20 protein-coding genes and 1 pseudogene are annotated in these 16,577 nt (G+C 73.6%); 9 read left to right on the top strand and 12 right to left on the bottom strand.

The window, feature by feature from the left end:
* The gene (locus ACQP26_RS08155; protein ID WP_269701209.1) at positions 1 to 690 is read left to right on the top strand and encodes a potassium channel family protein; all 690 of its coding nucleotides are present in this window, start codon (positions 1 to 3) and stop codon (positions 688 to 690) included.
* Positions 691 to 700: 10 nt separating this feature from the next.
* Here ACQP26_RS08155 and ACQP26_RS08150 read toward each other — a convergent pair whose 3' ends face one another.
* The 4 genes from ACQP26_RS08150 to dut form a co-directional block, all read right to left on the bottom strand.
* Positions 701 to 1,381 carry a DUF3159 domain-containing protein gene (locus ACQP26_RS08150; RefSeq protein ID WP_269701210.1) on the bottom strand — a complete coding sequence of 227 codons (681 nt, stop codon included), beginning with the start codon at positions 1,379 to 1,381 and terminating at the stop codon, positions 701 to 703.
* Positions 1,378 to 1,758 (bottom strand): OB-fold nucleic acid binding domain-containing protein, encoded by a 381-nt coding sequence (locus tag ACQP26_RS08145; RefSeq protein ID WP_269701211.1) that lies wholly within the window; start codon positions 1,756 to 1,758, stop codon positions 1,378 to 1,380. The genes ACQP26_RS08150 and ACQP26_RS08145 overlap by 4 nt, the downstream gene beginning before the upstream one ends.
* Positions 1,759 to 1,929: 171 nt before the next feature.
* Positions 1,930 to 2,550 (bottom strand): DUF3710 domain-containing protein, encoded by a 621-nt coding sequence (locus ACQP26_RS08140; RefSeq protein WP_269701212.1) that lies wholly within the window; start codon positions 2,548 to 2,550, stop codon positions 1,930 to 1,932.
* 25 nt (positions 2,551 to 2,575) lie between these two features.
* Entirely contained in the window at positions 2,576 to 3,073 is a 498-nt protein-coding gene (gene dut, locus ACQP26_RS08135; protein WP_281578657.1) for a dUTP diphosphatase, read from the bottom strand.
* A gap of 85 nt (positions 3,074 to 3,158) precedes the next feature.
* On the opposite strand from dut, the gene ACQP26_RS08130 reads away from it, so the two are divergent.
* The gene (locus ACQP26_RS08130; RefSeq protein WP_269701213.1) at positions 3,159 to 3,650 is read left to right on the top strand and encodes a DUF3093 domain-containing protein; all 492 of its coding nucleotides are present in this window, start codon (positions 3,159 to 3,161) and stop codon (positions 3,648 to 3,650) included.
* Positions 3,651 to 3,714: 64 nt separating this feature from the next.
* Here ACQP26_RS08130 and ACQP26_RS08125 read toward each other — a convergent pair whose 3' ends face one another.
* A complete protein-coding gene (locus ACQP26_RS08125; RefSeq protein WP_433495332.1) occupies positions 3,715 to 4,659 on the bottom strand; it encodes a hypothetical protein in 945 nt (314 codons plus the stop codon).
* A 135-nt stretch (positions 4,660 to 4,794) separates the two neighbouring features.
* Positions 4,795 to 5,091: a DUF4193 domain-containing protein gene (locus tag ACQP26_RS08120; protein WP_013284790.1), complete on the bottom strand. Its 297-nt coding sequence runs from the start codon at positions 5,089 to 5,091 to the stop codon at positions 4,795 to 4,797.
* 439 nt (positions 5,092 to 5,530) lie between these two features.
* On the opposite strand from ACQP26_RS08120, the gene ACQP26_RS08115 reads away from it, so the two are divergent.
* A complete protein-coding gene (locus ACQP26_RS08115; RefSeq protein ID WP_433496106.1) occupies positions 5,531 to 6,046 on the top strand; it encodes a LytR C-terminal domain-containing protein in 516 nt (171 codons plus the stop codon).
* Positions 6,047 to 6,119: 73 nt separating this feature from the next.
* On the opposite strand, the gene ACQP26_RS08110 is transcribed toward ACQP26_RS08115, so the two are convergent.
* Complete coding sequence (locus ACQP26_RS08110; RefSeq protein ID WP_269701214.1) at positions 6,120 to 6,941, bottom strand: inositol monophosphatase family protein; 822 nt, start codon at positions 6,939 to 6,941, stop codon at positions 6,120 to 6,122.
* Positions 6,942 to 7,227: 286 nt separating this feature from the next.
* On the opposite strand from ACQP26_RS08110, the gene ACQP26_RS08105 reads away from it, so the two are divergent.
* Positions 7,228 to 8,829, top strand: coding sequence for an RNA polymerase sigma factor (locus tag ACQP26_RS08105; protein ID WP_269701215.1), 1,602 nt, complete (start codon positions 7,228 to 7,230; stop codon positions 8,827 to 8,829).
* A gap of 244 nt (positions 8,830 to 9,073) precedes the next feature.
* Positions 9,074 to 9,307 carry a DUF7455 domain-containing protein gene (locus tag ACQP26_RS08100; RefSeq protein WP_013284786.1) on the top strand — a complete coding sequence of 78 codons (234 nt, stop codon included), beginning with the start codon at positions 9,074 to 9,076 and terminating at the stop codon, positions 9,305 to 9,307.
* 155 nt (positions 9,308 to 9,462) lie between these two features.
* On the opposite strand, the gene ACQP26_RS08095 is transcribed toward ACQP26_RS08100, so the two are convergent.
* The 3 genes from ACQP26_RS08095 to ACQP26_RS08085 all read right to left on the bottom strand — a co-directional run bounded on the left by ACQP26_RS08095 (position 9,463) and on the right by ACQP26_RS08085 (position 12,285).
* On the bottom strand, positions 9,463 to 11,196 hold the full coding sequence (locus ACQP26_RS08095) for a DEAD/DEAH box helicase (protein ID WP_262013546.1): 1,734 nt from the start codon (positions 11,194 to 11,196) through the stop codon (positions 9,463 to 9,465).
* Between the two features lie 179 nt (positions 11,197 to 11,375).
* On the bottom strand, positions 11,376 to 12,026 hold the full coding sequence (locus ACQP26_RS08090) for a trimeric intracellular cation channel family protein (RefSeq protein WP_269701217.1): 651 nt from the start codon (positions 12,024 to 12,026) through the stop codon (positions 11,376 to 11,378).
* Positions 12,027 to 12,066: 40 nt separating this feature from the next.
* Positions 12,067 to 12,285 (bottom strand): DUF3039 domain-containing protein, encoded by a 219-nt coding sequence (locus ACQP26_RS08085; RefSeq protein WP_018786007.1) that lies wholly within the window; start codon positions 12,283 to 12,285, stop codon positions 12,067 to 12,069.
* Between the two features lie 88 nt (positions 12,286 to 12,373).
* Here ACQP26_RS08085 and ACQP26_RS08080 point away from each other — a divergent pair, with 88 nt between their 5' ends.
* On the top strand, positions 12,374 to 13,306 hold the full coding sequence (locus ACQP26_RS08080; RefSeq protein ID WP_281578660.1) for a pseudouridine-5'-phosphate glycosidase: 933 nt from the start codon (positions 12,374 to 12,376) through the stop codon (positions 13,304 to 13,306).
* Positions 13,303 to 14,171 (top strand): annotated as a pseudogene (locus ACQP26_RS08075) (carbohydrate kinase family protein). Before ACQP26_RS08080 ends, ACQP26_RS08075 begins: the two are co-directional and overlap by 4 nt.
* Before the next feature lie 39 nt (positions 14,172 to 14,210).
* Here the strand turns inward: ACQP26_RS08075 and ACQP26_RS08070 are convergent.
* Complete coding sequence (locus ACQP26_RS08070) at positions 14,211 to 14,567, bottom strand: DUF3099 domain-containing protein (protein ID WP_013284780.1); 357 nt, start codon at positions 14,565 to 14,567, stop codon at positions 14,211 to 14,213.
* 105 nt (positions 14,568 to 14,672) lie between these two features.
* Here ACQP26_RS08070 and ACQP26_RS08065 point away from each other — a divergent pair, with 105 nt between their 5' ends.
* Both ACQP26_RS08065 and ACQP26_RS08060 read left to right on the top strand, forming a co-directional pair.
* A complete protein-coding gene (locus ACQP26_RS08065; RefSeq protein ID WP_269701221.1) occupies positions 14,673 to 14,984 on the top strand; it encodes a hypothetical protein in 312 nt (103 codons plus the stop codon).
* On the top strand, positions 14,974 to 15,285 hold the full coding sequence (locus tag ACQP26_RS08060; RefSeq protein ID WP_013284778.1) for a hypothetical protein: 312 nt from the start codon (positions 14,974 to 14,976) through the stop codon (positions 15,283 to 15,285). The genes ACQP26_RS08065 and ACQP26_RS08060 overlap by 11 nt, the downstream gene beginning before the upstream one ends.
* A 4-nt stretch (positions 15,286 to 15,289) precedes the next feature.
* Here the strand turns inward: ACQP26_RS08060 and ACQP26_RS08055 are convergent, their stop codons facing one another.
* Positions 15,290 to 16,522: a low temperature requirement protein A gene (locus ACQP26_RS08055; protein ID WP_269701222.1), complete on the bottom strand. Its 1,233-nt coding sequence runs from the start codon at positions 16,520 to 16,522 to the stop codon at positions 15,290 to 15,292.
* Positions 16,523 to 16,577: the final 55 nt, after the last annotated feature.

Below are 16,577 nucleotides of genomic sequence, written 5' to 3'. Positions count from 1 at the left end.
ATGCGGATCGCCATCGCCGGCGCCGGCAACGTGGGCCGCTCGATCGCCCAGGAGCTGATCGACAACGGCCACCAGGTGATGCTGATCGAGCGGCAGCCGAGGATGCTGCGGCCCGATCGGGTGCCGGCCGCGGACTGGGTGCTCGCCGACGCCTGCGAGCTGGCCAGCCTGGAGGAGGCCAACCTGGCCGGGTGCGACGTGGTGGTGGCGGCCACCGGCGACGACAAGGTCAACCTGGTGGTGTCGCTGCTGGCCAAGACCGAGTTCGCGGTGCCCCGCGTGGTGGCCCGGGTCAACCGGGCGGAGAACGAGTGGCTGTTCAACGAGCAGTGGGGCGTGGACGTCTCGGTGAGCAAGCCGCGGGTGATGGCGGCTCTGGTCGAGGAGGCGGTCACCGTCGGCGACCTGGTCCGGCTGATGACGTTCCGGCAGGGCGAGGCGAACCTCGTCGAGATCACCCTGCCGCCGACCGCGCCCTACGTGGGGCAGCCGATCCACGCGGTGCCGATCCCCCGGGACGCGGCGCTGGTGGCGATCGTGCGCGGCAAGCGGGTGCTGGTGCCCACCCCGGACGACCCGATCGAGGCCGGCGACGAGCTGGTGTTCGTCTGCACCGCCGCGGTGGAGGACGACGTGCGCACGGTGATCCTCGGTCCGCCCAGCGCGGACCGGCACCGGGACCGCGCCTGAGCCGGCGGCGTCAGGAACCGGGTAGCGGGGTGGGTGCCGGCTCCCGGGTGACCCGGCGCACCACCCAGACGGTGATCAGCAGCAGCAGCGCGTACGGCGGGTAGCCCAGGGCGAGCCGGGCCACGCCGAGCGCGGTGTCCTGGTGGGCCAGGTAGAGCCCGGCCTGCACGCCGACCTTGGCCAGCCACACCACGCCCCAGAGCACGGTGAGCTGCGTGAAGGTGCGTACCAGCTTCGGGTCGTCGCGCCACTCGGAGCGGCCCTTGGCGACCAGCACCGACCAGATCCAGCCGACCAGCGGCTGCCGGATCGCGGCCGAGAGCAGCAGCGCCAGGCCGTACCCGATGCCGTAGAGGATGCCGGGCAGGTAGAAGTCGCGCTCGTCGCCGGTACGCAGCGCCAGCAGCGCGCCGATGCCGACGCCGAACAGCCCGTTGACCGCGTGCCGCACGGGCTTGCGCTGGGCCAGCCGCAGCCCGGCGATCAGCAGCGCCACCGCCACCGAGGCGTACACGGCGGGGCGCAGCTCGCCGATCACGTTGGCGACCACGAAGACCACCACCGGGATGCTCGACTCGACCAGCCCGCGCCATCCGCCGAGCTGGTCGGCCATCTGCTCGGCGAGGCTGGGCAGCCGCTCCTCGTCCTGCGGGCCGAGGCCCGACGGGGTGTGCTGCTGTCCGGTCGTCACTTCGGCGACTCCAGCTCGTAGTACGGGTTGTAGATCACCTTGCGGTCGTCGCGCACCGCCACCCGGCCGCGCGCGGTCAGGTGCCGGCCCGGCTCGACCCCGGCGATGTGCCGGCGGCCCAGCCAGACCAGTGTCACCACGTCGTTGCCGTCGTAGAGGTCGGCCTCGAGCGTGGGCAGGTTCGTGCGGGGCGTGTAGACGACGGTGCGCAGCCGTCCGGCCACCGACACCACCTGACCCCTGTTGCACTGGTGGGCGGGCGTGCCGCCGGACTCGGCGCTCTCCCGGCGCAGCTCCTGCGCCTCGATCTCGGCCTCGCTCGCGGTGAGCCGGTGCAGGAGCCGCCGCAGCGACCCCCGGCTCTCGTCGGTCGTCATGACCTCCGCGTCACCCTCTCCACAGCGGGGCCCCGCGGGTGGCGGAACCGTCCCGCCAGCGTACGCGCAGTGGCCCGCCGGCGGGAGCGGCGTGGGACGCGTACCGCAGCCTGCGGACCGGACACACCGCGGGCCCGGCATCGAACGACGCCGGGCCCGGGCACGTGTGGCTCAGACCTCCTGTGCGTCGGCGGCCTGCTGGTCGGCGACCTCGCGGGGCAGCCGCAGCGGCAGCGGCTCGCGCACCGGCTTGGCCTCCTGGCCGCGGTCGACGACCAGGCCGTCCAGGCAGGCCGCGAGCGGGCCGGCGGCGGCCGGGTCGGTGGCGGCCGCGCCCTGGAAGACGCCGCGCACCATCCAGCGCGGGCCGTCGATGCCGACGAAGCGCAGGTCGGTCGGCCCGTCCGGGGTACGCACGCGGGCGCGCAGCTCCGGGCCGTGCTCCCCCTCGACCTCCTGGGCGGTCGCGCCGTCGTTCACGAGCGACTGGCGGATCTCCTCGCGCACCTCGTCCCAGATGCCCTCGGAGCGGGGCGCGGCGAAGACGCCGAGCTGGAGCGCGTTCTGCCCGTGCACGAGCACGACCTGCTGGATCACGCCCTGCGGGTCGGCCTGGACCCGCACCTCGACGTCCGGCACCGCCGGGATCCGCAGGCTGCCCAGGTCGAGGCGAGGCGCGTCGGGGGCCTCGCTGACGTCGTACGGGCCGCGGTCCGGCGCCGACGAGGTCTCCTCGGCGTCGAGGACCCCATTGTCACGCGCCTCGTCGGCCCGCTTCCGGGAGAAGATCACTGCGCCCACCCTCCGCTGTTCACACTCACCCTGCCACCTCTTCGTTCTGCCCGCCGGACGGCGCCGGGACCAGCCCGGCGTGCCCGCCGGTGGACCCGTGCCCGCCGGTGCCACGCCGGGACCCGGGCAGCTCGGCCACCGGCCGGAACTCGGCCCGGGCGACCCGCTGGACCACCAGCTGGGCGATGCGGTCGCCCCGGCTGATCTTGGCCGGCGTGTCCCGATCGTGGTTGATCAGGTTGACCAGGATCTCACCCCGGTAGCCGGCGTCGACCGTACCGGGCGCGTTGAGCACCGTCACGCCGAGTCTGGCCGCGAGTCCGGATCGGGGGTGCACCAGCCCGACGTAGCCGTCCGGCAGCGCCACCGCCACGCCGGTGGGGACCAGGGCCCGGCCGCCGGGGGGCAGCTCGACGTCCGCGGCGGCCACCAGGTCCGCCCCGGCGTCGCCGGGATGGGCGTACGCCGGCAGTGGCAGCTCCGGGTCGAGCAGCCGCACGGGCACGGGTACGACGTCTGTCACGGTCATCCTCTTCCGTCCGGTCCTGCGGGGTGCCCCTGCCATCCTGCCGGTTGCCGGGCCGCCCGCGCGCCGTACCCTCGTCTGTGTGCGTCAGTCGTCATCTCCGGCCGCCCCGCCGGCCACCGCCGCGCCGTACGCGGAGCGCCTCGGCCTGCCCTGGTGGGCCTGGCCGGCCGGGCTGGCCGCGGCCGTCCTGCTCGCGGTCGAGCTCTGGATGGGCGCGACCGGGGTACGCGCCTGGCTGCCTTTCGTGCTGCTGATCCCCGCCGCGGTGGCGGCCCTATGGTGGCTGGGCCGGATCCGGGTCGAGGTGCGTGACGGCGAGCTGCGGGTGGACGACGCCCGCCTCCCGGTGCGGTACGTCGCGGACGTGGTGCCGCTGGACGCGGCCGGACGGCGCGAGGTGCTCGGCGTCGGCTCCGACCCGTACGCCTTCGTGGTGCAGCGGCCGTGGATCGGCGGCGCGGTGCAGGTGGTCCTGGACGACCCGGACGACCCGACCCCGTTCTGGGTGGTCAGCACCCGGCACCCGGTCCAGCTGGCGTCCGCCCTGCTGGCCGCCCGCGACGCGGCCTGACCGCCCGGCGCGTCCCGGCTCTGCCTCTGCCCGGCGCTGCCCCGGGCCCGGCCGGCGCTGCCGGTCAGGACGGCTTGTCGGGCAGGGCACGCGCGGTACGCCGCAGGTCCTTGCACAGCTGCTCGCCGAGCGCGCGGGTGGCCCGGCGGTTGAGATAGCCGGCCACGGCGGCGCCGGTCAGGAACGGCCCGAGCGTGGTCAGGTTGCGCCCGAAGCGGCGCATCAGGCTGTCCCGCAGTTCCCGGCGGGCGGCGGTGCCGAGCACCGCGCTCACCCCGACACCGGGCATCATCGGGTTGATCCCCCGCTGGGTCGCCCAGGACTGCATCAGCGCCACGGCGCGGCCGGTGCCGCCGGCGGGCAGCGGCACCCGGTGGACCTCGTGCAGCTCGCCGATCAGCTTCAGCTCGATCGCCACCACCGCGACCGTCTCGGCGGCCAGCAGGACGGGGGCGGAGAGCAGGGTGGGCGTGACCGCCCACTCGACAGCGGCGACCCCGCCGCCCGCGGCGCCGACCCCGGCGGTGGCGCGGGACGCGTTCCGGACCAGCCGGTCGGCGAGCGCCTCGTCGTCCAGTCCGGGGAAGTGCCGCCGGAGCGTGGCGAGGTCGCGGATCGGCACGTGCGGGGCGACCTCGGCGACCGTGTCGGTCATCCAGCGCACCGCCGCGCGGGGCTTGAACAGGTCGGTGATGCCCCGGGCGCGGGCCTGCCCGACCAGCCGGGTCAGCAGTTGCCGCCGGCGGGCGGGCGCGATGTCGTCGGCGGTCAGGGCGGCGACGGTGGCGCCGAGCTCATCGGCGTCCGGGCCGGAGGCGTGCGGACCGGAGGTGTTCGCGGTGGACGCGTCCGGGCCGGTCGGGCCGGGGCCGGTCGGGCCGGGCGTCGTGCCCGCGCCGGCCGCTCCCGTGTCCGGTCCCGCCGCCTTGCCGTCCGGGCCGGTCGGTGCCGGCCTCGCCGCCGGAGCCGGGATCCGGTCGGCGCCGGTCCCCTCGCTGCGCTCGCTCACCCGTCCGCCCTCCCGCTCCGCGCGGCGTGGCAGCCGCCCGTACGAGTCAAGCAGCTTCCGGCCGACCGCGCACGGCGGCGGCTCGAACAGCGGCGGCCCCGTCGAGGAGGCCGCCGCTGGTGTCCCCGGTCGGGATCAGACGCACTCGCGGCAGATCAGGTCGCCGTTGCGCTCGACCGCCAGCTGGCTGCGGTGGTGGACCAGGAAGCAGCGGGCGCACCGGAACTCGTCCTGCTGCATCGGGAGGACCTTGACCGTGAGCTCCTCGTCGGCCAGATCGGCGCCGGGCAGCTCGAAGCTCTCGGCCACCTCGGCCTCATCGACGTCCACGGCGCCCGACTGTGAGTCGACCCGCCGGGCCTTGAGCTCTTCGAGGCTGTCCTCGCCGAGGTCGACCTCGTCGCGACGCGGGGCGTCGTAGTCGGTGGCCATCGGTTTCACTCTCCAATATCGATATTGTCGCTGCCGGTTGTAACGCCGGACGACGCCGTTTCGGTTCCCCTGACCGGCCACCATCTCTGTCGGGCACCCGACCCGACGAGCGGTGGGCCGGGCCCGCCGGTGCGAAATGCCCCCGGTGAGCGCGGAACCTTACCCCCCCTGTGGGCGAGGCATGTATACCGCCCTCGCGGGAGAGATGTACGCCTCTGCGCCCGAAGTTGTTCCCAATGTGACTCAGGCGACACGAAGATAGGGGTAGTCCTACCGGTTCACCGCGTGGCGCGCCGGTATGTCGGACTGTTTCCACGCCTGAGCCGGACAAGCGTTAACCTCAGCGGCGTACTGGACGGCCGACCGGTCGCGTTCCGGCCGCGTCGCCCGCCACCACCCAATCACTGTCCGGGGAGCGCCCAGGATGAGTTTTGCGCGAGTGCGGGCACTCGTTGTCGTCGGACTGCTGGCGGTCGTCGCCCTGGTCTTCGTGGTCATCGCCGTGGTGAAGGACACCCAGGGCACAGCGGGCACGGCGGCCTCCTGCCCGGAGGGCTGGCCGCTTGTCGACCTGCGACTGCGGGAGCAGAAGGACGTCAAGATCAACGTCTACAACGCCACCGACGAGGCCGGCCGGGCCGGCAGCGTCGCGGATGACTTCCGCAACCGCAAGTTCCAGGTCAAGAAGGTCGGCAACGAGAAGAAGGCGTTCGACGGCGTGGCCCAGCTGCGGTTCGGGCCCAAGGCCGTGGGCTCGGCCCACCTGCTGCGCGCCTACTTCCTCAACGAGGCCAACCAGGCTTTCGACCCGAACCGCAAGGACGACGTGGTCGACGTGGTCCTGGGCAACCAGTTCCAGCAGCTCGCCACCACCACCGAGGTCAACCAGTCGCTCGGCGACCTGGGCGCGCCGCAGGCGCCGACCGAGACCTGCCCGATGCCGATCGAGAAGTAGGCGCCGGGCGGCCCGACGACGCGGGGCGGTCTCCCTCGGCGGGAGGCCGCCCCGTCGCGTGTCCGGCGCCGGGTCACGGCCCGCCGGAGGCGTCCAGGTCGACCAGCCGGGCGTGCAGCGGCCCGTGCAGCGCCGGCGGCGCGGCGAGCACCAGGTCCGGGCCGGGCGGGCGGCCGGACAGGCCGGTCACCAGCAGCCCCGCCTCCCGGGCGACCAGTCCGCCGGCGGCCAGGTCCCAGTCGGCCAGCCCCTTCTCGTAGTACGCGTCCACCCGCCCCTCGGCGGCCAGGCAGAGGTCGAGCGCGGCGGCGCCCATCCGGCGGATGTCCCGGATGTGCGGGATCAGCTCGGTCACCACCCGCGCCTGGTGTGCCCGGCGGCGGGCGTCGTAGCCGAACCCGGTGGCGACGAGCGCCTGCCCGAGATCGGTGGCGGTCGAGCCGTGCAGCCGCTGCCCGTCCCGCCAGGCGCCGCCGCCGAGCGTCGCGGTCCACTCCTCACCGGTGACGACGTTGCGGACCACCCCGGCGACCACCTCACCGGCCACCTCGGCGGCCAGCGACACGGCGTAGTAGGGCAGCCCGTACAGGTAGTTCACGGTTCCGTCGATCGGGTCGAGGATCCAGCGCACGCCGTCGGCGTCGGCGGGACCGGTCTCGCCCGAGCCGTACTCCTCGCCCAGCACCGCGTCGCCGGGCCGCCGCTGCCGCAGCGCGGCGATCACCTGCCGCTCCACCGCCCGGTCGGCGGCGGTGACCACGTCGGTCGCTGTGCTCTTGGTCGCGGCCACCGAGACGCCCTCGACCCGCATCCGGTACGCGGTGGCGGCGGCCTCCCGTGCCACGTCGACGGCGATCGTGAGCAACTCCCGCGCCGTGGGCGTCGAGGTGATCATGTTTCTCCCCTTCCCGCACGATCGGGACCGGCCGTCTCGCGCGCGGGTATCATCCTTACAAAGTCCACATCTGCGCCGAATCTGCGGTCCCGGACCGCAGGTCCGCCGTGCGGCGCGGGATGATCGCGGCAGACGGCGTTACAATTCACCCTGCCCACGCGCCACGGACCGCCAGCGACCGGACGGCCCGGGACACGGGGGTCCTCAACGACTCGCCCGGCGCGGCCGTCCCATGCTGCGCCGGACGACCCGGCCGTGCTCGCTCTTTCGCCTCCGGAAGGTCTTCGTGACAGATCCCCGCCAGACCGGCGCCGACGTTCGCTCGCTCACCGACACCCTGATCGCCCACGCGCAGAGCGCCGGCGGCCAGCTCACGTCGGCCCAGCTCGCGCGCACCGTCGAGTCCGCTGAGGTGACCCCGGCCCAGGCCAAGAAGATCCTCCGCGCGCTCTCCGACGCGGGCGTGACGGTGGTGGTCGACGGCTCGGCGAGCACCCGCCGCCGCGTCGCCGCCGCCCGGTCCGCCACTCCGGCCTCCCGCGCGACCACCGCCAAGACCACCAAGAAGGCCGCCGCGCCCGCCCCGAAGCAGGCGCCCGCAGCCGACGAGGCGCCCGCCCCGGCCCCCCGGAAGGCGACCGCGCGCAAGGCCACCACCGCCGACGTGGCGAAGGCCGCGGCCCCGGCGAAGGCCACCAAGGCGACCCGCGCCACCAAGGCCACGGTGGCGGCGAAGACCGCCGCGGCCAAGCCGGCCAAGGCCGGTGGCAAGGGCGAGGGCGCCGAGGGTGAGATCGACCCGGAGGAACTGGCCGCCGAGATCGAGGACGTGGTGGTCGAGGAGCCGGCCGAGCTGACCCAGGCCGCCGAGGCCGACGCGGCCAGCTCCGCCACCGACAACGACTTCGAGTGGGACGACGAGGAGTCCGAGGCGCTCAAGCAGGCGCGCCGGGACGCCGAGCTGACCGCCTCCGCCGACTCCGTGCGGGCGTACCTGAAGCAGATCGGCAAGGTGCCGCTGCTCAACGCCGAGCAGGAGGTCGAGCTGGCCAAGCGGATCGAGGCCGGCCTCTACGCCGCCGAGCGGCTGCGCGCCGCCGACGAGGGCGAGGAGAAGCTGGTCCGCGACCTCCAGCGCGACCTGATGTGGATCTCCCGGGACGGCGAGCGCGCCAAGAACCACCTGCTGGAGGCCAACCTCCGCCTGGTGGTCTCGCTGGCCAAGCGCTACACCGGTCGCGGCATGGCCTTCCTCGACCTCATCCAGGAAGGCAACCTCGGCCTCATCCGCGCCGTCGAGAAGTTCGACTACACCAAGGGCTACAAGTTCTCCACCTACGCCACCTGGTGGATCCGCCAGGCCATCACCCGCGCCATGGCCGACCAGGCCCGCACCATCCGCATCCCGGTGCACATGGTCGAGGTGATCAACAAGCTCGGCCGGATCCAGCGCGAGCTGCTCCAGGACCTGGGCCGCGAGCCCACCCCGGAGGAGCTGGCCAAGGAGATGGACATCACACCGGAGAAGGTGCTGGAGATCCAGCAGTACGCCCGGGAGCCCATCTCGCTCGACCAGACCATCGGCGACGAGGGTGACAGCCAGCTCGGTGACTTCATCGAGGACTCCGAGGCGGTCGTCGCTGTCGACGCGGTGTCGTTCTCGCTGCTGCAGGACCAGCTCCAGCAGGTCCTGCAGACCCTGTCCGAGCGTGAGGCGGGCGTGGTGCGCCTGCGTTTCGGCCTCACCGACGGCCAGCCGCGCACCCTGGACGAGATCGGCCAGGTGTACGGCGTGACCCGGGAACGCATCCGGCAGATCGAATCGAAGACCATGTCCAAGTTGCGGCACCCCTCGCGTTCCCAGGTGCTCCGCGACTACCTGGACTGACCGCGCACGTCAACAAATCGTGCCGGTTTGATCACCAGCCGTAGAACACTGATCGGTGATCGGTCGGTTGCCTGTTTGTGATCGTTGACGTGGCACCCTTGGTGCACGGCACACTGTCCTCCACGCCAGGTGTGACCTCGGTCCCCCGCGGGCACACAGGGAAGGCAGGGCCCGAGATGGGTGTTGCACGATAGGTGAGCAACCGAAGAGAGTGTTCATCGGTGACGACCAGAGGAGGAAGGCGATGACCCCGACCCTCACGCCGCCGCCCGAGACGGTGAGCCCCCCGGCCGCCGATGAACGGTGCGACCGCTGCAATGCTGCCGGCAAGCTCCGCATCACTCTGGCGGGTGGGAGCGAGCTGGTGTTCTGTGGGCACCACGCGAACAAGTACGCGGAGGATCTCGTCAAGATCACCGTGCGCTACGCGTCGGACCCGGAGTTCAGCTGGCGAGGCGCCGATCTGATGGCGAACTGAGGTCCGACAAGAAGTCCACAACCCGACATGACCGGCCGGAGGCACCCGCAAGGGGAGCCTCCGGCCGGTTTTTCGTGCGGGTGCGCCGGTGGTGCGGTGCCGGTGGTCAAGAAGGGGCCCCTGCTCTACCGGAGGTGTTGACAGGGGGCCCTTCCTTACAGGGTCTGCACGGTGGCGATGCGCTCCTCGAGCTGCTCGATGGTGGCCTGCGCGCTGGGCGGGCCGCCGCAGATCCGGCGCAGCTCGGCGTGGATCTTCCCGTGCGGCTGGCCGGTGTGGTGGTGCCGGGCGGCCACCAGGGCGTTCAGTTGCCGCCGTAGCGCCACCCGGCGCTGGGCGGCACTCATCGGTGGGGGTGCCGCCGCCGGGGCCGCAGCGGCCGGCTCAGCGGTCCGCTGGGCGGCCCGGCGCTTCTGCGCGGCGAGTTGCTCGGCCTGCCGCTTGGTCAGCAGCAGCGAGACCTGGTCGGCGGTGAGCAGCCCGGGCAGGCCGAGGTATTCCTCCTCCTCCGGCGTGCCGGCCTGGGCGGCGGTGCCGAACGAGGCCCCGTCGAAGATCACCTGGTCCAGCTCGGCGGTGGCGGAGAGCGCGGCGAAGCGCTTCTCCAGCTCCCCGCTGGCGCCGTCGTCGCGCTGGGCACGCTCCAACAGGTCGTCGTCGAAGCCCTCGCGGTCCTTCGGCTTGCCGAGCACGTGGTCCCGCTCGGCCTCCATCTCGCTGGCGAGCCCGAGCAGGTGCGGCACGCTCGGCAGGAAGACCGACGCGGTCTCGCCGGAGCGGCGGGCCCGGACGAACCGGCCGATCGCCTGCGCGAAGTACAGCGGGGTGCTGGCGCTCGTCGCGTACACGCCGACTGCCAGCCGGGGGATGTCGACGCCCTCGGACACCATCCGCACCGCGACCAGCCACCGTTGCTGCGAGGCGGCGAACGTCGCGATCCGCGCGGACGCGCCCTGGTCGTCGGAGAGCACCACGGCGGCCTTCTCACCGGTCACCTGCTCCAGCAGCTTCGCGTACGAGCGGGCCACCTGCTGGTCGCTGGCGATGACCAGGCCGCCCGCGTCGGGCATGCCGTTGGCGCGCAGCACGCTGAGCCGGGCGTCGGCGGCGCGCAGCACCTGTGGCATCCAGTCGCCGGCCGGGTCCAGCGCGGTACGCCACGCCTGGGCGATCAGGTCCTGCGTCATCGGCTCGCCGAGGCGGGCGGCCAGTTCCTCGCCGGCGTTGGTGCGCCACCGGGTCTCCCCCGAGTACGCCAGGAACAGCACCGGCCGGACCACGCCCTCGCGCAGCGCGTCGGAGTAGCCGTAGACCGAGTCGGCGCGGGATCGCAGCAGCCCGTCGCCGCCGCGCTCGTAGCTGACGAACGGGATCGGGTTGTCGTCGGAGCGGAACGGCGTACCGGTGAGCATCAGCCGGCGTACCGCGGGCTCGAACGCCGCCTTCACGCCGTCGCCCCAGGTACGCGAGTCGCCGGCGTGGTGGATCTCGTCGAGGATGACAAGCGTGCGGCGGGTCATGGTGCGCCGCCGGTGCACCTGCGGCGCCATGCCGACCTGGGCGTAGGTGACCACCGCGCCGTGGAAGTCGGCGGCGGAGTGCAGGTCGGCGTTGCGGAACGCGGCGTCGAGCTGGATGCCGACCCGGGCGGCGGCCTGTGCCCACTGGGTCTTCAGGTGCTCGGTCGGCGCGACCACGGTGACCGCCTCGACGGTGCCGTCGGCGAGCAGCTCGGCGGCGATGCGCAGCGCGAACGTGGTCTTACCGGCGCCGGGCGTGGCGACCGCGGTGAAGTCCTCGGTGCGGCGGCGCAGGTATTCCACGAGCGCCTTGCGTTGCCACGCGCGCAGGGGCGGGAACGTGTCGAGCGTCGGCATCCGCGGTGGCACGCGTAGCTCCTCTCCGCCGCGGACGGCGGCGGGCCCGACCGGGGCCACGGGAGCCGCCGCCCATGAAAACGCCCTCGCGCATCCGGTGCCGCGAAGGCCGGTTCAGCATAACCAGCGCGGGCCGTACGCCCCACTCGACGCCACGCCTGTCACATCCGCCCACCCCGGCGGGAAGCGGGTCAGGGCAGTGGTCCGCGGGTGCCGGTGCGCGGCGGCCGCATCGTCGCCACCGGGGCGGACCAGCGGCGGCGCAGCGCGATCAGGCGCAGCCCGATCACGAACAGCGCGGCGCCGGTCAGCGGCACGGCGGTGGCCTGTCCGCACGCCGACAGCAGCGCCACCGCGATCGAGCCGGCGAGCGCGGCCAGGGCGTAGATCTCGCGGCGCAGCACCACCGGGATCTCGCCGGTGAGCAGGTCGCGGCCGAGCCCGCCGCCGATCGCGGTGAGCATGCCGATCATGCAGGCGCCGACGGCCGGCACGGCGGCGTCGAGGGCCTTGAGCGTGCCGGTGACGGTGAACAGGCCGAGGCCGGCCGCGTCCAGCACCAGCACTGTGGTGCGCAGCCGGGCGAGCTGGGGGTGCAGCCAGAACACGGCGGTGGCGACGACGGCAGCGGTGGCGGCGTACCGCCAGTCGGCGAACGCCAGCGGGGGGACCTCGTCGATGGCGAGGTCGCGGAAGATGCCGCCGCCGAGCGCGGCGACCACGCCGACGAATACCACCCCGAACAGGTCGAGCCGTTTCGCCACCGCCGCGGAGGCGCCGGAGGCGGCGAAGACCGCCACGCCGGTGAGGTCGGCGAGGAGAAGTGCGGTGGAGGTGGTCACCGCCGCAGGTTACGTCCAGGGGCGGCGGAGCCGCCCGGGATCACTCGGCGTACGAGTCGTAGATCTCCTTGCACTTCGGGCACACCGGCGAGCCCGGCTTGGCCGCCTTGGTGACCGGGAACGTCTCGCCGCAGAGCGCGACCACGTAGGTGCCCATGACGGCACTCTCGGCGATCTTCTCCTTGCGGACGTAGTGGAACATCTCCGGACCAGTGTCCGCGTCCTTCAGCTCGGGACGCTCGAGAATCTCTGTGCTCACGACTCCACCTCCGGCGTTCCAGTTTTCCAGGTCGGTCCGCCCCGGTCCACCTGGGCCCCGGCCGGAAGCGGGCCGTACGGTAGCCGACGTGACCAACTTTCACATCAGTCTCGGTAGTGAGGTGGCCGACGCCCTGCGGGACGGCCGCCCGGTCGTCGCGTTGGAGAGCACGATCGTCTCGCACGGGCTGCCCCGCCCGGACAACCTGCGGGTGGCGCGCGAGATCGAGCAGGCGGTACGGGACGCGGGGGCGGTGCCGGCCACCATCGGCATGGTCGCCGGCGAGCTGCGGGTCGGGCTGGACGACGCCCAGCTCACCCGGCTCGCCACCGTCGACGGCGTGAGCAAGCTCTCGGTCCGCGACCTGGCCCCGGCGGCGGCCACCGGAGCGGACGGCGCCACCACCGTGGCGGCCACGAGCGCGGTCGCGGCGGCGGCCGGGATCGGCGTGTTCGCCACCGGTGGGCTCGGCGGCGTGCACCGGGAGGCGGCGCAGACGTTCGACGAGTCGGCCGACCTGGTCACGCTGGCCCGGACGCCGATCGCCGTGGTCTGCGCCGGGGTGAAGTCGATCCTCGACGTGGGCGCCACGCTGGAGCGGCTGGAGACGCTCGGGGTGGGCGTGGTCGGCTACCGCACCCGCCGCTTCCCCGGCTTCTACCTCACCGACGCGGGCTTCGACCTCGACTGGTCGGTCGAGTCGCCGGAGCAGGTGGCGGACGTGCTGGCCGCCCGCGCGGCGCACGGCGTGCACCACGGCGGCCTGGTGGTGGCCAACCCGCTGCCCGCCGACGAGCAGCTCGACCCGGCGCTGCACGACCGCACACTCGCCGAAGGGCTGGCCGCGCTGGCCCGGGATGGGATCACCGGCAAGGCGGTCACCCCGTTCCTGCTGTCGCACTTCCACTCCGCCACCGAGGGCGCCAGCCTGGCGGTGAACGTCCGGATCATCCTGCGCAACGCCGACCTCGCGGCCCGGATCGCGGTCGCCGCAGCGACCCGCTCCACCGCCACCGCATGAGCGCCACGCCGCGGATAGTCGTCGTCGGCGACGTGATCACCGACGTGCTCGCGGTGCTGTCCGGGCCGCTCGCCACCGGCTCGGACACCGCGGCCGGGATCCGGTTCAGCGGCGGCGGGCAGGCGGCGAACACCGCGGCCTGGCTCGCCGGGCAGGGCGCCGCGGTGACGCTGGTCGCCGCCGTCGGCGACGACGAGACCGGCCGGGAGCGGGTGGCCGAGCTGACCCGGATCGGTGTGGACTGCGCGGTGGAGCGGCACGAGGGCTACCCGACCGGCACCGTCATCGTGCTCGTCCACGACGGGGAGCGCACGATGGTCAGCCAGCGGGGCGCGAACCTGCGGCTGACCGCCGGGCACGTGGAGGCGGCGCTGGCCGCCGCGCCCGACGCCGGGCATCTGCACCTGTCCGCGTACACCCTGTTGGACGTCGGGTCGCGCGGCGCCGGCCTGCGCGCGCTGGCCACGGCCCGCGAGCGCGGGCTGACCGTCAGCGGCGCGTCGGCGGTGCGTTCCTGACCTGGGTACGCGACGTCGACCTGCTGCTGGTCAACACGGACGAGGCGACGGTGCTGGCCGGCGGGCTGGACCCGGCGGCGCAGGCGCGGGCGCTGACAGCGGTGGCGCACCGGGTGGTGGTCAAGCAGGGCGCCGCGGGCGCGGTCTGGGTGGAGCGCGGCGGCGTGGTGGAGTTCGCGCCCGCGCCCGGCGTGGACGTGGTGGACGTGACCGGGGCCGGGGACGCGTTCGCGGCCGGGCTGCTCACCGCGTGGCTGGACGGTGCCGACCCGCGGGCCGCGCTGGCCCGCGCCGGTGACCTGGGCGCGCTGGCCGTGACGACTGTGGGCGCCCGCCCGGCTCCCTGACGGCGGCGACCGGTCCGGGTGGTGCTCCGCCCGGGCCGGTCAGGGCTCGGCGTCGATGATCTTGTGGGGGTTCTCCTCGGCGGTGAGGGCGGTGGGCGCGGGCTCCTCGCGGCGCCGGTTCTGGAACCGGTTCGCCAGCCGGTGCTCCTCCTTGGGCGGCCGGTCGTTCGCCAGCAACACGGCGAGCCAGGGCACGAGCACCATGCCGAGCGCGCAGAGCGGCAGCCAGAGCCAGAGCAGCGGGGCCTTCGCGCCGACCAGGATCGCGCCGGCCACCAGACACGCGACCCGGATGGCCATCATCAGCACGTACCGCTTCTGCCGGCTGTTGAGCTGGTCGTCCTGGCTGCGCGGGGCGTCGGTGATCAGTATCGGCTGGTACGCCTGACGCTTCACCACGGACCTCCTACGAGGGGATAGGGCCATCCTGTCACTCCGGACGGATGATCGGCGAAAATCGTGACAGGCGGGTGCGTGTTACGCGCGTGGTACGCTTCGACCGTGGCCAACCGGTTCAGCTTCACCGACGAGGCGCTGGCGAACCTGCGGGTCTACGACGTCACACCCGGGGAAGTCTGGGAGGCCCTGCACAGCAGGCACCGGGTCATCCGGCATCTCGGCGACGACGTGATGGTGGTCTACGCCACCGAGCACCGCGGCCGGCGACTCGCCGTGCTGCTGGCCGAGGCCGAGGGCACCGACAACGACTGGGACATCCTCTCCGCCCGCGAACTGAGCGACGTCGAGGCCAAGCGCTACGACGAGGCGGTGCGGACCTCACGCCGACGAGGAGGCGGTCACGATGCACCGTGACGAGGCGACCAAGCGGTTCCACGCCGGAGGCGACGCGTTCGCCGACCTGATCGACGACACGTCACCGGCGCAGCTGCCCACCCCCGACACCGACGTGCCGATGGTCAGCCGGTCGGTCCGGCTCCCGCTGGAGACGTACGAGCGGGTCCGTGCCGCCGCCGACGCGCGCGGCATCGGGGTGACCACGCTGATGCGGCAGTGGATCGAGGCCGGCCTGGCCGACCTGGACGACTCGGCCACCGTGTCGCTGGCCGACGTACGCCGCGCGCTGGCGTCACTGTCCCGCCCGACCGCCGCCTGACGGCTCACGCCTCGGGGCCGAACTCACCGGCCATCTCGCGGCCGATCGGCGAGGCGGAGGACTCCGGCGGCCGGTGCCAGGCGCGGCGGGCGTCGGCCAACGCGACGAGCGCCAGCACGACTGCGACCGCGCCGAGCGCGAACATCGCCGGCACGGCCGCCAGCGCGGGCAGGAGCAGCACCAGCACCAGCAGCCCGGCCAGCCGGGGGCGGGACACCCGGCCGAAGATCTCGTACTCGAACCGGGACCGGGCAGCCAGGAACAGCGCCGGGCCGCCCACCACGAAGACCAGCCAGTTCGGCTGGGCCGTGTCGTACGGGTGGGTGATGACCAGTTCGTAGCCGACCGCGGCACTGAGCACGCCGAGCACCATGAACAGGTGGGTCTGCGCCGCCGACTCGGCCAGCCGCCCCGGCGTGCCGGCCATCCGCAGCGCCTCCGCCAGCAGGTGACCGGCTCGGTGGAAATAGATGCGCCAGAGCAACGCGGTGATCGCGAACGAGATCGCGAACGAGACGGCGGCCTCGCCGGAGAACCCCTTTCCGCTGTACGTCACGCCGATCACCAGGATCGACTCGCCGAGCGCGATGAGGAAGATCTGCTGGTAGCGCTCGGCGAGGTGTTCCCCGGTCACGCGCCACTGCCGGATGCGCGACGCCCCGATCCTCGGCAGCGGCCAGCCCAGGAGCGTGCCGAGGTGGTCCACCGCCAGCGCGACCACCCACAGCGCCAGGCGTGGACCGGGCATCAGCGCGCCGGCGATCCAGAGCGGGGCGCTGGCCCCCGCCCAGGCGGCCAGCCGCAGCGGGACCAGGCGCCGGGGGTGCCGGCGCAACGCCATCGCGATCAGCAGCGGCCGGCCGACCATCACCACCACGTACGCGAGCGCGAACGGCAGCGCCCGCTCCTCCAGCGCGCGGGGCAGCGTCACGCCCAGCACCAGGCTGCCGAACATGGTGCCGACCACCACGGCCTGGATGACGACGCGCTCCGGCTCGTACCGGCTGGTGACCCAGGTGGTGATCGTCCAGACCTGCCACAGCACCATGAACAGCAGCAGGGTCTTGCCCACGCCGGCGGCCACCGCGCCGGGCGAGCCGTCGATGCCGTTGATCAGGCGCTGCGAGACCCGGGTCAGCGCGAACACGAAGACCAGGTCGAAGAAGAGCTCCAGGAAGGTGGCCCGGCCGGGACTGGACGCGGTACGCAGCAGCGCCCCGCCCCGCTGCTCGGTCATCGCCAGTCCCCCGTCCCCGTCCTGGCAACAAACGACAGGGGCGGCGCGCCGGTTG

This window comes from Micromonospora sp. CA-248089, from assembly GCF_050948515.1.
Classification (GTDB): domain Bacteria; phylum Actinomycetota; class Actinomycetes; order Mycobacteriales; family Micromonosporaceae; genus Micromonospora.
This window is presented reverse-complemented; position numbering and strand designations above follow the sequence as displayed.

Coding starts and splice junctions, on each gene's coding strand:
- ACQP26_RS08155 (WP_269701209.1), top strand. CDS start 1: ATGCGGATCGCCATCGCCGGCGCCGGCAACGTGGGCCGCTCGATCGCC.
- ACQP26_RS08145 (WP_269701211.1), bottom strand. CDS start 1,758: ATGACGACCGACGAGAGCCGGGGGTCGCTGCGGCGGCTCCTGCACCGG.
- ACQP26_RS08120 (WP_013284790.1), bottom strand. CDS start 5,091: ATGGCCACCGACTACGACGCCCCGCGTCGCGACGAGGTCGACCTCGGC.
- ACQP26_RS08110 (WP_269701214.1), bottom strand. CDS start 6,941: ATGATCACCTCGACGCCCACGGCGCGGGAGTTGCTCACGATCGCCGTC.
- ACQP26_RS08100 (WP_013284786.1), top strand. CDS start 9,074: ATGACCCCGACCCTCACGCCGCCGCCCGAGACGGTGAGCCCCCCGGCC.
- ACQP26_RS08060 (WP_013284778.1), top strand. CDS start 14,974: ATGCACCGTGACGAGGCGACCAAGCGGTTCCACGCCGGAGGCGACGCG.
- ACQP26_RS08055 (WP_269701222.1), bottom strand. CDS start 16,522: ATGACCGAGCAGCGGGGCGGGGCGCTGCTGCGTACCGCGTCCAGTCCC.